Here is a 13,682-nt window from a genome sequence, read left to right as displayed (position 1 = left end):
AGATGGAAGCATTTGTTGAAAAATATAAGCGGGAATTACTGGAAAATGTGATGCCTTTTTGGGTTAAGCACTCCAACGATGAAAAGTATGGTGGTTTTTTCACCTGTTTAGATAGGGACGGTTCTGTTTTTGATACGGACAAATTTATGTGGCTACAAGGACGACAGATCTGGACAATGTCCGCCCTCTATAATGAGGTGGAGCAAAACATTGTCTGGAAAGATATGGCTATTCAAGGGGCGAGATTTATTTTGGATCATGGGCGAGATGAGCGGGGGGATTGGTATTTTTCTTTGGATAGATCCGGGTGTGCTCTTGTGCAGCCCTACAATATTTTTTCGGACTGTTTTGCGAGTATGGGGTTAGCTTCTTTGTATAAAATTACCGGAACAGATGAATATGGCCAGATAGCTCATGATACTTTCAAGAGAATTTTAGAACGACAGGATAATCCTAAAGGTAAGTATGATAAGGGATACCCTGATACTAGATCGCTCAAGGGGTTTGCGTTACCTATGATATTGAGTAACTTGTCTTTAGAGTTAGAGCATATAGTCGGTAGTAAAATAGTGGATGAACTTATCGATAAGGTTATTCATGAAGTCATGAATGTCTTTTATCAGGAGGAATCAGGGCTCATTATGGAAAATGTTCATTTAGATGGAAGCTTTTCTGATAGTTTTGAAGGTAGGTTGGTAAATCCAGGTCATATTATTGAAGCAATGTGGTTTATGATGGATCTTGCGGAGCGTAAAAGAGATCCCTTACTTATGCAGAGATGCGTAGATATTGCTTTGCGTGCTTTAGAATATGGTTGGGATGAGGAGCATGGAGGGATAGTATACTTTAAAGATATATTAAACAAACCATTGCAGCAATTGGAATGGGATCAGAAATTGTGGTGGGTACATTTGGAAGCTTTAGTTTGTATGGCTAAAGGATATGCCTATACTGGCAATTTAAAATGTAAAGAATGGTTCGAACGGTTAGATCAGTATTCATTCGATAAGTTTTCAGACCCTCAGTATGGTGAGTGGTATGGTTATCTGAATCGTCAAGGAGAGCCTTTGTTAAGCTTGAAAGGAGGGAAATGGAAGGGCTGTTTTCACGTGCCTAGAGCATTGTTCAAGGTTTATACCACGCTCGAAAAAATTGGCGTCAAGTCGGTGCTTAGTTGATAATAGGCACCTTACAACAAAAAAAGCAATGAGACTTATTCTCATTGCTTTTTTTGTTTGATTCTATATCTTCCTATTTATAAGCAAAGATATCGCCAAGGTCGTCGTTACTCGTAAATGTACAACCAAGATCTGTTAATTCACCGGTACCGATATTGATAACCATACCATGTACAGCAAGGTCATTTCTTTCTTTCCATGCATTCTGGATTATTGAAGTTGTACATAGATTGAACACTTGTTCTTTTACATTTAGTTCAATCAAGCGGTCTACTTTCTTATCATGATCTGTAATCGCATCTATTTCTGAAGCATGGATACGATATACATCTTTGATGTGGCATAGCCAGTTGTCGATAATGCCAAATTGCTGACGGCTTAACGAAGCTGCAACTCCACCACAACCGTAATGACCAGCAATAATAACTTGCTTTACTTTTAATACATTTACGGCATAATCCAGTACAGATAGCATGCTCATATCGGAGTGAATTACCATATTTGCGATGTTACGGTGTACGAAAACCTCTCCAGGTTTTGTCCCTGTAATTTCGTTGGCAGGAACACGGCTGTCCGCACAGCCGATCCATAATATTTCTGGGTTCTGACCCTTTGCCAATTGTTGGAAACGACCAGTTTGGTCTTTGCTGACAAAGTTTACCCAGTCTTTGTTCCCGTCTAATATTTTTTGAAAACCTAATTCTAATTCTTTATTTTCCATGTTTATTTTTAATATATGGACTGCTTAAACGAGTCCAAGTTACAGCATTTTAACTTTAATTCTATTATTTTACACCTACATATTTTCTTATGTGGGTGATTTCTTGTGTGTTGTGTTATGTTCAAGCACAGACTTTAGTTCTCTAAAACTTCTTTTTTAGAGCGTTTGAAATTTTTCTGTGGTTGCTTTTTGTAGGCGATATCTATTAGGGATATTTCTACGCCTTTGCTTAGTGCATTTTGTTCGTAGTCCTTAATAACCTCGATTACATCCTTGTCTATAAATTTACTGTTACGACCATTTATTGTAACTGACTTTACGGTTTTGGGTAAGTCATAAAGCTGTTTTTGTATGGCCGCTTTATTTAAGAAAGTGACTTCTTCGGCAAGCGTGATCACCACTTTGCTATCTGCCTGATCGTCTGTTTCCGGATCTTTCGTGAAATCGAAGATAAATGCATTCTGTATGTTCGCTCTAAAAATGTAAAACATGGATACAAGAATACCGATTCCTACGCCTTTTAGGAGGTCTGTCGCCACGATAGCGATCACGGTGACAATAAATGGGATAAATTGATCTAATCCCTTGCCGTACATTGATTTGAATAATGCGGGCTTAGCTAATTTGTAACCGGTGTGTAATAGGATGGCCGCTAAACAGGCAAGCGGTATCAAATTGATAACAAATGGAATGGCGAGTACAGCTAATAATAGCCAGATACCATGTAGTATAGCAGATTGTCGTGTACGCCCTCCTGAATTGGCATTGGCTGATGACCGGACGATAACGGATGTCAGTGGTATACCTCCCAACAGCCCAGATGTCATATTTCCGACTCCTTGTGCTACTAATTCCCTATTCGTAGGTGATACTCTTTTGAAGGGATCTAGCTTGTCTACTGCTTCTATACTAAGCAGCGTTTCTAAACTGGCTACGACAGCAATAGTGACCGCTACCATCCATACATCAGGATTTGCAATCTGTGTGAAGTCTGGAAAGATAAATAATCCCGTGAATTCTTCGAAGGAGGATACAGTAGGTATGGCTACAAAGTGAGTTTCGCCAAGAGTCAATGCGAAGGGTGTTCCCTGAAACGCAAATCCTAACGTTATACCTACAATAACTACAGCAAGTGGAGCAGGAAGTTTATTGAGTCCTTTGATGGTAGGCCAATAGATAAGTATGGCTAAGGAAAGAAAACAGATCACTGCTGCTCCTAAATTGACAGCAGCGAATACGGTGTCTTTGAATGCCGCTATCCCTCCTCCGTCTTCCAGTTCGAAAGCGTGGGCTCCGGTCATGCCAAAGGCAAGAGGAAGCTGCTTTAATATAATCGTGATACCAATAGCAGTCAGCATGCCAAGAATGACAGATGAAGGGAAGAAATTGCCTATCATCCCGGCCTTTATAATACCTAATACGAGTTGTACAATACCAGCGATAACTACTGCGAGTAAGAATGTCTCATAGGCTCCTAATTGCTGTATAGCACCATAAACGATGGTGGTCAATCCTGCAGCTGGTCCACTCACACTGAGTTGTGAGCCGGAGAATGAAGCTACTACTAGCCCGCCTATAACTCCTGTCAATATACCTGCAAAAAGGGGAGCTCCTGAAGCCATTGCTATACCCAAACATAGGGGCAAGGCGACAAGAAAGACCACAATACTAGCAGGGAAGTCATATTTTAAGTCCCTTTTCGATAATTTTAGAAAAGCGGACATACGTGTTCCTAACATAAACTTTAAATAATGTCTAAATGTGTTGTTTAAAATAGCGTGTAAACTACATTTCATACCCCATTGCGTCCCCAAAAAGGCTACATCAGGTGTGTGAAGAGTTTAAAAAATCTATCTTAACAGTTAGGAGGCGGAGTGGGAACAGATGGGTGATAGCTACAAATCCCCTTTTCATTACGGAGATAGTTGCGTTGCTTTCCGTTGTTCTCCACTGAAGGATTGAAGGTAAGGTAGTCAATAGCGTCAGGTTTGAAAACTTTTACACCATGTTCGTGTAGGTCTTCATTGTTACTGTTGGCTCCTTTTGAGGTCAATTCGACCTCCAGTTGCATGACTACTTGTAATATTGTGCCTTTGTCCAACACATCCATAAACATAGGAGAGGCAGATATTAGCATCTTGGTAAAAAATACAAAGAAGCAAACTTTAGCAGCGATGATTCGCTGTGCTTTGCTAAATAGGGATATGCTCTTTGTTATTTTCACTTTGACAAAAATAAAATAAAAATCTGCAAACAGGATGTTATTTGAAATTTTATTATAAAAAAATTACAAAAGAAGCGAATAAAGGTTGAGTTATTGTTGTTTTTGGCAATATGTATTGTTTTGTGGGATTATTTAATTCAGATAATTGACCGATTATTTATAAATTCGATAGTACAAACACTAATTTGTTGACATAATGAAACAACAGTTTATTGATAAAGTTCTAGCTTCTTATAATCCCAAAGGACCTTTTATTCAATTGGGGTCCGGTATTTTAGATGGTGAGGTAGTGACAGATGCTAAGGTGAATCTGGCTTTGAAGATGATGAACCGTCATGGGCTGATCGCCGGAGCGACGGGTACGGGTAAAACGCGTACACTGCAATTGATGGCCGAACAGCTTTCGGATGCCGGAGTTCCTGTTTTTATGTTGGATGTGAAAGGAGATTTGTCCGGCTTGGCCGAAGCAGGGAAGACGAATGATGCACTGCTTGAACGTGGGCAGGCTGTCGGTATTCCGTTTGAGCCTTCTGCATTTCCGATAGAATTGTTTTCGCTGAGTGGCAAGCTAGGGGCTCCCATGCGTGTCACTATCGAGGACTTTGGTCCGGTGCTTTTGTCCAGAATTTTGGACTTAAATGATACCCAGTCGGGGGTGTTGAGCGCTATTTTTAAATATGCAGAGGATACGCAATTACCTGTAGTGGATTTTACGGATTTAAAAAGACTTTTGAGCTATCTTTCTGATGGACCTGGTGGGGAGGAGATCAAAGATGATTACGGAAGAATCAGTGCTGCGAGTTCTGGCGCTATATTGCGAAAGATTGTTGCCATAGAACAACAAGGGGTGTCCGATGTATTTGGAGAAAGAGAGTTTGATATCAATGATCTGTTTGGAAAAGTGGATGGCAAGGGTGTTATTTCTCTTTTGAATATCTCCGACATTCAGGACCAGCCGTTACTTTTCTCTACCTTTTTATTAAGTCTGTTGGCACAGTTATTTAAGAAGTTGCCAGAAGTAGGAGATTTGGACAAGCCCAAATTGGTGTTCTTCTTTGACGAAGCTCATTTGTTATTCAATGGGGCATCTAAGGCCTTTTTAACACAGATTGAACAAATTGTACGTTTGATTCGTTCCAAAGGTGTTGGGGTTTTCTTCTGTACTCAGGCAGCAACGGATATTCCTGAGAGTGTATTAGGCCAATTAGGAAATAGAATACAGCATGCGCTACGGGCTTTTACTCCCAATGATGCGGAGAATCTACGTAAGACGGTAAAGACTTATCCGACCTCGGAGTTCTATCAGATAGATAAAGTGCTTACATCCCTGGGGACAGGACAGGCACTAGTAACGGTGTTGAATGATAAGGGAATTCCGACAGAGGTGGTGGCTACGCATTTGGTGCCCGCTCGGGCTGTAATGGGGCCTTGTGCTAGTTCGCAGTATGAAGAGCTCATCAAGGGATCTTCTTTTTTTACAAAATATCAAGAACGGATAGAGCGACGGACAGCAGCCGAAATCTTGGAGGAAAGGTTGTTGGCTGCCAATAGATTGAAAGAAGAAGCAAAGGCCCGTCAGCAGGCAGAGAAAGAAGCGAGTAGACCAACGGCTACGCGGTCTAGAAGGCAAACCCCGATGGAAGCCGCTCAGACACAAGCGAGCCGGACACTGGCCCGTGAGGGAGTCAAGTTGATTGGTAAACTGGCTAATGGCCTATTGAACGCCTTCTTTAAAAAGAAATAGTATCGATACTTTGTCTTCTCTATCTGATGGCCTTAAGGCCGGTTGAGGAGAACTACATAAATTCATTAATATGAGTCAATTATATTGCACATAAAAATGAATTTATGTAGGTTTGTGCACAATTAGAAAAAAGCATATAACTATATTACATATTATGGGAAAACCTACTTTGTTAGTTTTAGCAGCTGGGATGGCGAGTCGTTATGGATCTTTGAAACAAGTAGATAGTTTTGGCCCTCATGGGGAGACTATTATCGATTATTCTATATATGATGCTATACACGCTGGATTTGGAAAAGTAGTCTTTATTATCCGTCAGGAGTTTGAAAGCATCATGCGCGAAAAATTTGACGCTAAATTTAAGGGATTGATCGAAGTTGATTATGCTTTCCAAGATTTTGACTTGACAAAGTTTGGAGTGGATCGTGTAATCGAACGTACAAAACCCTGGGGTACGGCCCATGCTGTACTTAGCGCAAAAGATCTTATCAACGAGCCGTTCTGTGTGATTAATGCAGACGATTTTTATGGTACGGATTCTTTTGTTAAGATGGCTAACTTCCTAAATAATGAGGTTTCGGATACACATATGTCATTGATGGGATTTGAAGTGGGTAATACAATGTCGGACTACGGCTATGTCTCTAGAGGAGTATGTGAAGTATCTGCCGATGGAAACATGGATAGTGTTACAGAACGTACTAATATCTATTATAAAGAAGATGTTTCCGGAGCGAAAAAGATTGTATATGAGGAGAACGGAGTCGAAACGGAGCTCGCCGCGGATACACGGGTTTCTATGAATTTCTGGGGATTCACACCGAAGGTATTTGAGATAGCATTGGCTATGTTCCCTAAGTTTGTGGAAGAAAATGCGGAAAACTTGAAAGCTGAGTTTTTCATTCCATCGGTGCCAGATTACATGGTAAAAAATCGTCTTGCTGATTTTAAAGTGATTCCAACGTCATCGAAATGGTTTGGGGTTACTTATTCCGAGGATAAGCCGATCGTAAAGGAGAGTATCTCAAAGCTTATTGCTGCGGGAGCTTATCCCGAAAAGTTATTTTAATTAAGTAGATTCTTAATATATTGAAAGTGCAAAACGGAAAGTTTTGCACTTTTTTTAATTTTATATATATGCGAAGATTAGGGTTAGTCATCCTTTATACGGTGTTAGGCCTTGTTGGTTTTATAGGGTCCTATATGGGCCTAGATGCGGTCTTGTCTAGAATTCCGGCCTATGATGTGAGTGATAAAGCATTGCCTCTTAAGTACGAAGTGTATATTCTGTCTAATGGAGTGCATACAGATATCGTTTTGCCTGTTAAAACGGATTTAATGGATTGGGGCGCTGTATTTCCTTTGGATGATGTTAAGCGGAAAGAAGCTGGCTATCGATTTGTAGCCGTAGGCTGGGGAGATAAGGGATTTTATCTGAATACGCCAGAATGGAAAGATCTAAAGGCTAAAACAGCGCTAGTAGCTGCATTAGGGATTGGAGAGACAGCTGTGCATGTGACTTATTATCATAAGATGTTGGTCGACGAATACTGTTATCGTGTAGAGGTGGATAGTGTACAATTGCTTCAATTGAGGGATTATATACTCGCTAGTTTGGATACCGATGATAACGGTCATGCTATCTTGATCCCTACAGATGCGCAATATGGGAATTCGGATGCCTTTTACGAGGCTAAAGGGGCTTATAGTATTTTTTATTCGTGCAATACTTGGACGAATCGGGGACTTAAGAAAGCAAATATGCCGTCTGGGATCTGGACTGTATTTGATAAGGGAATTTTAAGGCATTATCGGAGGTAGTCGCAAGGGAGAGTATAAAGCCCGTTGTTTATCGATTGGTAGGATGAAGGAATAAAAAAAGCTCGAAGAAATTAATCTTCGAGCTTTTTATTGGATAAGAAGTGTTCTTATTTAACTTCTTCGAAATCTACGTCCTGTACATCATCTGCTCCACCTTGGTTTCCACCAGTCTGTCCAGCTTGCTCTCCACCTTGAGGCTGTCCTCCTTGTTGAGATGCAGCATACATTTCTTCAGATGCAGCATTCCATGCATTTTGTAATTCTTCAGAAGCACTGTCGATATCTGCAAAATTTCTAGCTGCGTGTGCCGCTTTCAATTTCTCTAAACCAGCTTCGATAGGTGCTTTTTTATCAGCAGAGATTTTGTCACCGTATTCTTTCAATTGTTTTTCTGTCGAGAATACCAATGCATCCGCTGCGTTGATTTTATCTGCTTCTTCTTTTATTTTTTGGTCAGCTTCAGCATTTGCTTCTGCTTCTTGTTTCATCTTTTGGATTTCTTCGTCTGAAAGACCTGAAGAAGCCTCGATGCGGATATTTTGCTCTTTTCCTGTCGCTTTATCTTTAGCCGATACTTTGATGATACCATTGGCGTCGATATCGAAGATTACTTCGATTTGTGGAATACCACGTGGAGCAGGAGGGATATCTGCTAATTGGAAACGTCCTAATGTACGGTTCTGTGCTGCCATTGGGCGTTCACCTTGCAATACATGAATCTCTACTGAAGGCTGATTGTCTGATGCGGTAGAGAATACTTCCGACTTTTTAGTAGGGATTGTTGTATTCGCTTCGATCAATTTAGTCATTACACCACCCATAGTCTCGATACCTAAAGAAAGAGGAGTAACGTCTAATAACAATACGTCTTTTACTTCTCCTGTCAATACACCACCTTGGATAGCTGCTCCTAATGCTACTACTTCATCCGGGTTTACACCTTTAGAAGGCTCTTTTCCGAAGAAGCTCTTAACAGCATCTACGATAGCAGGGATACGTGTAGAACCACCTACTAGGATGATCTCATCGATATCAGATGTACTGAAGCCTGCGTTTTTTAGTGCCGTACGACAAGGCTCGATAGTACGTTGTACTAAATCAGCTACTAAACTCTCGAATTTAGCACGAGATAATGTGCGTACTAAGTGTTTAGGGCCTGTAGCATCAGCTGTGATGTATGGTAGGTTGATTTCAGTAGATGAAGTGCTTGAAAGTTCGATTTTTGCTTTTTCAGCAGCCTCTTTCAAACGCTGTAATGCCATCGCATCTTTTTTCAAATCAAAACCATTGTTTTCAGCTTTGAATTCGTCGTTCAACCAGTTGATGATTGCATTGTCAAAGTCATCTCCACCAAGGTGAGTGTCACCATCAGTAGCTTTAACTTCGAATACACCGTCACCCAATTCAAGAACAGATACGTCATGTGTACCACCACCACAGTCGAATACAACAATCTTCATATCCTTGTTTGCTTTATCAAGACCGTATGCTAACGCAGCAGCTGTAGGCTCGTTGATAATACGCTCTACTTTTAGACCAGCGATCTCACCAGCTTCTTTTGTTGCCTGACGTTGTGCATCATTAAAGTATGCAGGAACAGTAATTACTGCACGGCTTACTTCTTGACCTAAATAGTCTTCAGCAGTTTTCTTCATTTTCTGAAGAACCATCGCTGAGATCTCTTGAGGTGTGTATTTACGGTCATCAATCTCTACGCGAGGAGTGTTGTTATCTCCCTTAACAACATTGTAAGGGATGTGTGATACCTCTTTAGAGGCCTCATCAAAAGAGGTACCCATAAAGCGTTTGATTGAGTATATAGTTTTGTGGGGGTTAGTGATAGCTTGACGTTTAGCAGGATCTCCTACCTTACGCTCTCCACCATCTACAAATGCTACAATAGAAGGAGTTGTACGTTTACCTTCATTGTTTGCAATTACTACGGGCTCATTACCTTCCATAACGGCTACACATGAGTTCGTAGTTCCTAAGTCGATTCCTATAATTTTAGACATATTTTTATGTATTGTTGTTTACGAGTTATTAATTCTTGATACCAATACAACAACCCTTATGCCAACACAATGTTTGCTCAAAAAAAACAAAAAAGAACCTCAATTTGTCGGAAATATGACAGTATACTGTGACAAAATGTCTCTACTTAGTAAATTATCTGCTCTAATATGCTCTTTTTAGCAGACCCACTGTCATCGCCTCGTTGGAAAAACCTGCCAACAGACTTTGCAAAATCGTCCAATGTCATCGCCTTTGTCTTTTTATCTCTCCAGTCGTTTGGTATGACTTCATTATGGTAATCTATTTTTGTCGCCCAATACTGGATGTGCATTTCGGGAATCGCGAGCCCAAGGATCATTCCTGGTAGCCCATGGCTTAATGCAGGTCCTCCTGATACGGGAATCTGGTCGGTGTAAAATGCAACGAGGTATAGAGAGTCTGCTGTAGCGCCATTTACCCGACGACACTCGAATCCTGCTATATTCCTGTATTCATCCGTAAACCGCCAAGTGATGTTTGTTAAGGAGTCTTTAAGGATATATTTATCATCGAGCTCTACCTGTACTTCGGCCTGACTGGACTTTAAATTTTGATAAAGTACTTTGGAAGAGCCACCCCGACTACGGGCTCCACGCATCATCATGGCTCCGCCACCGCCGCCATGTACACTTACAGCTCCCATGGACATGGATGAACCTCCTCGATTGCCCCGGCCTCCGCCAGCTCTTGCTTGACCACGTGCAGTGTCTTTGTTCTCTTCATCACTTACTTCGGGCATCAACAAACTTCCATTCTCGTCAAAGTACATGGTCATACGTTCGGTACGGGAGTCGGGCATGTTGTTTATATCGCCACCCCAAAAGTGTCTACCGCCCATTTGGCCAGGGGCAGCTTCTTCAAATTTTTTCATCATCTCTCTCGTCTGTGCCCGAGTATAGCTTATCTTGTCGAATGAGATGACACCTCTATTGCCAAAGTACGCATATTGTGCTTGAGCAGAAATGCCAAATAGTAGCGCTAGGGATAATATTAATATTTTATTCATGTTGAGTTCTTTTCTATGTATGCCGTATTGGATAGTGTACGTCTGTATGCTATTATCCTTCTTTTTTCTTTCCGAGGTTCTTGTTGAAATCCCATTTTAACCCCACTAATATGTAACGAGTCAAGATCTGTTGACTGGATTGACTGAAACCGGTTTCAGAAGAGGATCTATTGATATTGTTGTACGTGTTGAAGATGTCAAAGCCTTTAATACTGGCTGTTAAGCTTTCATTGTTCAACAGCTTTTTGCTGATTTCAGCATTGACATAAAACTGATGTAGACTTTTGTTATAGAACTTCGTTGGCCCTTCTAGAGCATAGTTTATATTGCTACTAACGTTGAATTTTTTAGGTAAGAAATACTTGAAAAAACCAGAGCCTGAGGTGTTAAAACTGGTATAGTTGAATTCTTTTCGTAAACTATTTCGTTGGTTATCTGCACTGATTCTCCAATTGAAGTCGTAGTCTAGTCCTTTGGAATCTTGTTCGTTGACCCCGATTCCGGTAGATAGGCTGGTTGTTTGTTCATTGTTTAGCTCATATTGTTGGTTCTTGACGTCGTCGCCATATTTAATAAAGCTAAAACTATTGTTGTAATTCAGTCCACCAAATATGTTTAACTGTGCTTTTCTATCGAATACAGGTTTGTTGAAGTTACTGTTCATTCCGGCCCGCCAGCTTGATTTTCCCATTACATTGATATAGGAACTCGTTGTTACTCCCGTAGATGTATTTATTGTTCGTTGGTTTACAATCGGGTCTGTCGTAAATGATATGTCAGCATTCATGTTCCAACTTGTTCCTTTTAATAAACTCATCGTATGATAGTTTAACCGGAAGGAATTATTGTTTGATCGTTTCAGATCCGGATTACCTTTTTGTACGAATAAAGGATTTGTCTGTGGTTGTAGCTCCTGTAATTGTCCGAACGAAGGGATATTAAAGCTGTTTTGGTAATTCAATCCTAAATTCTTTCTATTGGAGATTCTGTAATTGGCATTCATATTAATATCATTGTCCCAAAATGTACGATCGAGGTTGATATTTCTATAATCATCCGTCAAGGACTGATCTCTAAAATTTGTACGGTTAGAAAGATTTACTGATATTTTTTCCGTGAAATAATTGATGTTAGCGACCATTCCATGACTAATATTCACCGTTTTTTGATCCTGAGAATATTCGGGATCCAGCACAGGGGTATTGCTGTTTCTCTGATTAAAAGACTCGAGTAGGGTTTTATTAGTTGAATTACCGATGTTATAGCCCAAGGAGTAATTGATTTTATTGGAGATACGGTCTGAATATTGAATCTGTCCTGAAATATTGTTGCCGTTGCTATTGTTAATCCTGTCTTGGTTGAGAATAGTCGTATCACCTTTTACATAATATATAGTAGTCTGGTCAACGATACTCTTCGAGTAGTTTTTATTATAGCTGTTGTTAAAATGGAAGTTGAGTGAACTTCCTCTTTTGTTCAGACGTTTCCGGTAATTAATCCGTATATCGTTTGACCGAGTTTGTCCGTCTGTGTTGGTTGTGTCACCTATTCTGCTAAATGCATCTCCGTTTTGGGTTGTATAGTTCTGGGATTCACTACTGCTGTAGTTGTTGGCAAAGTTAGCACCGATATTAATCTCCATATTAGATGTAGAATCAATTCTATATCTAATGTCTGATCGTATACCATGGGCATCAGATGAATTGGAGGTCTTAGACCTATTTACCGATTCTTCGATTACATTATCAGATACGATCTGTTTGTTGAAAGACTCTTTCTCGTTATTGTTGCCGTTACTGTTGAAATTATAGTTACCGTTGAAGTTGACTTTCTTTTGAAAAAACTGATTTTCATAATTCGTTCCAACAGAGGTGCTGCGTGGATTACCTGTGATTTGACTATTCATCCGAAGTCCACCCTCTCGTCCCATACCGGCCCCCATGTTATTGGTGTTGGCAGTGATTCCTATGCGTTCGGTTTTATTGAACTTTGCAGCAAATAGGCTTCCAGTGTATAAATCGCTAGTGCCGGCTAGTGCCTCAGCATTTCCGAAAATACCTTTGCGGGCTTCTTCTTTCAAGACTGCATTGACTGTGACCTCGCGTACACCATCATCGATTCCTGTTAGCTCAGCTTCTTTGGATTTTTTTTCGTAGACCTGCACCTTGTCAACAGCATCCGCACGGATATTGCGGATAGCGATTTTAGGGTCGTAGCCAAAGAACTCTTCCCCATCTATCAATACTTTGGATACTGATTTTCCATTTGCAGTTATCTTACCATCACCCGAAACGGAGAGTCCTGGCAAGCGCCGTAACAAATCTTCCAGTTTAGCATTTTTCTCTGTCTCAAAGCTACCTGCATCGTATTCTAAGGTGTCCCCTTTGATCCGTATCGGTAGGCGTTGTTGTATGACGACTTCTTCTATTAGATTAGCCTGAGAGCTCAGTGCTATAGGAACGAGTGTTGAGCTTGAACCTTCTAGTTTGATTTTTTTAGAAACGAGTTCGTACTTCGGGTAGGATACAATAAGTAGGTAAGACGAATCTATTAAACTTTTGAATGAAAACTTTCCGTCTTCGTCTGCGCGTGTAAACTGTTGCATGATGGAATCTTGGTTGAGTATTACAATAGATGCATTGGTCAACGGCTTACTGTCCGCCTTGTCTATGATTCTACCAGATAAGGTGTGTTGACCATAAACTAAGTTTGCGGCAACTAACATAAGGATGCTGAATATAATTCTTTTCATTCAATTGGTTTAAAGACAAGTCAAAGATAGAGCGAACATTTATTAAATAATGTTAAATGCTTTGCAACATTTTGATGACTATTTTGTTGCTATATTATGCTTATTTTTGTCTTTTGATAATGTCTACCAATGAAATATCTCTAGTAAAGAGTAGCGTGTGATGTGCCCGATATGAGGCGTT

General features: G+C 40.4%; 10 protein-coding genes. 4 read left to right on the top strand and 6 right to left on the bottom strand.

Translation table 11 applies throughout. The features are described from left to right. Nucleotides 1–2: 2 nt before the first annotated feature. The gene (locus JKG64_RS21055; protein WP_210356243.1) at nucleotides 3–1,178 is read left to right on the top strand and encodes an AGE family epimerase/isomerase; all 1,176 of its coding nucleotides are present in this window, start codon (nucleotides 3–5) and stop codon (nucleotides 1,176–1,178) included. Between the two features lie 73 nt (nucleotides 1,179–1,251). Here the strand turns inward: JKG64_RS21055 and JKG64_RS21050 are convergent, their stop codons facing one another. The 3 genes from JKG64_RS21050 to JKG64_RS21040 all read right to left on the bottom strand — a co-directional run bounded on the left by JKG64_RS21050 (nucleotide 1,252) and on the right by JKG64_RS21040 (nucleotide 4,123). After that, complete coding sequence (locus JKG64_RS21050; RefSeq protein ID WP_210356242.1) at nucleotides 1,252–1,899, bottom strand: carbonic anhydrase; 648 nt, start codon at nucleotides 1,897–1,899, stop codon at nucleotides 1,252–1,254. Between the two features lie 134 nt (nucleotides 1,900–2,033). Then, nucleotides 2,034–3,638, bottom strand: coding sequence for a SulP family inorganic anion transporter (locus JKG64_RS21045; protein WP_210356241.1), 1,605 nt, complete (start codon nucleotides 3,636–3,638; stop codon nucleotides 2,034–2,036). Between the two features lie 116 nt (nucleotides 3,639–3,754). Continuing rightward, a complete protein-coding gene (locus JKG64_RS21040; RefSeq protein WP_246512740.1) occupies nucleotides 3,755–4,123 on the bottom strand; it encodes a hypothetical protein in 369 nt (122 codons plus the stop codon). A gap of 196 nt (nucleotides 4,124–4,319) precedes the next feature. Here JKG64_RS21040 and JKG64_RS21035 point away from each other — a divergent pair, with 196 nt between their 5' ends. From JKG64_RS21035 to JKG64_RS21025, 3 genes are all read left to right on the top strand, one after another. Then, nucleotides 4,320–5,867 (top strand): helicase HerA-like domain-containing protein, encoded by a 1,548-nt coding sequence (locus JKG64_RS21035; protein WP_210356240.1) that lies wholly within the window; start codon nucleotides 4,320–4,322, stop codon nucleotides 5,865–5,867. Nucleotides 5,868–6,021: 154 nt separating this feature from the next. After that, on the top strand, nucleotides 6,022–6,936 hold the full coding sequence (locus JKG64_RS21030) for a sugar phosphate nucleotidyltransferase (RefSeq protein ID WP_210356239.1): 915 nt from the start codon (nucleotides 6,022–6,024) through the stop codon (nucleotides 6,934–6,936). Nucleotides 6,937–7,004: 68 nt separating this feature from the next. Next, a complete protein-coding gene (locus JKG64_RS21025) occupies nucleotides 7,005–7,688 on the top strand; it encodes a TIGR02117 family protein (protein ID WP_210356238.1) in 684 nt (227 codons plus the stop codon). 107 nt (nucleotides 7,689–7,795) lie between these two features. Here the strand turns inward: JKG64_RS21025 and dnaK are convergent, their stop codons facing one another. From dnaK to JKG64_RS21010, 3 genes are all read right to left on the bottom strand, one after another. After that, nucleotides 7,796–9,703: a molecular chaperone DnaK gene (gene dnaK / locus JKG64_RS21020; RefSeq protein ID WP_210356237.1), complete on the bottom strand. Its 1,908-nt coding sequence runs from the start codon at nucleotides 9,701–9,703 to the stop codon at nucleotides 7,796–7,798. A 146-nt stretch (nucleotides 9,704–9,849) separates the two neighbouring features. Further along, on the bottom strand, nucleotides 9,850–10,749 hold the full coding sequence (locus JKG64_RS21015) for a GLPGLI family protein (protein ID WP_210356236.1): 900 nt from the start codon (nucleotides 10,747–10,749) through the stop codon (nucleotides 9,850–9,852). Between the two features lie 52 nt (nucleotides 10,750–10,801). Further along, complete coding sequence (locus tag JKG64_RS21010; protein ID WP_210356235.1) at nucleotides 10,802–13,501, bottom strand: outer membrane beta-barrel protein; 2,700 nt, start codon at nucleotides 13,499–13,501, stop codon at nucleotides 10,802–10,804. Nucleotides 13,502–13,682 lie beyond the last annotated feature (181 nt).

The organism is Sphingobacterium tabacisoli, assembly GCF_017908035.1.
GTDB classification, from domain to species: domain Bacteria; phylum Bacteroidota; class Bacteroidia; order Sphingobacteriales; family Sphingobacteriaceae; genus Sphingobacterium; species Sphingobacterium tabacisoli.
This window is presented reverse-complemented; position numbering and strand designations above follow the sequence as displayed.

What these genes read in the sequence shown, in the direction of transcription:
- JKG64_RS21045 (WP_210356241.1), bottom strand. Translation starts at nt 3,638, where the DNA reads ATGTTAGGAACACGTATGTCCGCTTTTCTAAAATTATCGAAAAGGGAC.
- dnaK (WP_210356237.1), bottom strand. Translation starts at nt 9,703, where the DNA reads ATGTCTAAAATTATAGGAATCGACTTAGGAACTACGAACTCATGTGTA.
- JKG64_RS21055 (WP_210356243.1), top strand. Translation starts at nt 3, where the DNA reads ATGGAAGCATTTGTTGAAAAATATAAGCGGGAATTACTGGAAAATGTG.
- JKG64_RS21025 (WP_210356238.1), top strand. Translation starts at nt 7,005, where the DNA reads ATGCGAAGATTAGGGTTAGTCATCCTTTATACGGTGTTAGGCCTTGTT.
- JKG64_RS21035 (WP_210356240.1), top strand. Translation starts at nt 4,320, where the DNA reads ATGAAACAACAGTTTATTGATAAAGTTCTAGCTTCTTATAATCCCAAA.
- JKG64_RS21030 (WP_210356239.1), top strand. Translation starts at nt 6,022, where the DNA reads ATGGGAAAACCTACTTTGTTAGTTTTAGCAGCTGGGATGGCGAGTCGT.
- JKG64_RS21010 (WP_210356235.1), bottom strand. Translation starts at nt 13,501, where the DNA reads ATGAAAAGAATTATATTCAGCATCCTTATGTTAGTTGCCGCAAACTTA.
- JKG64_RS21050 (WP_210356242.1), bottom strand. Translation starts at nt 1,899, where the DNA reads ATGGAAAATAAAGAATTAGAATTAGGTTTTCAAAAAATATTAGACGGG.
- JKG64_RS21015 (WP_210356236.1), bottom strand. Translation starts at nt 10,749, where the DNA reads ATGAATAAAATATTAATATTATCCCTAGCGCTACTATTTGGCATTTCT.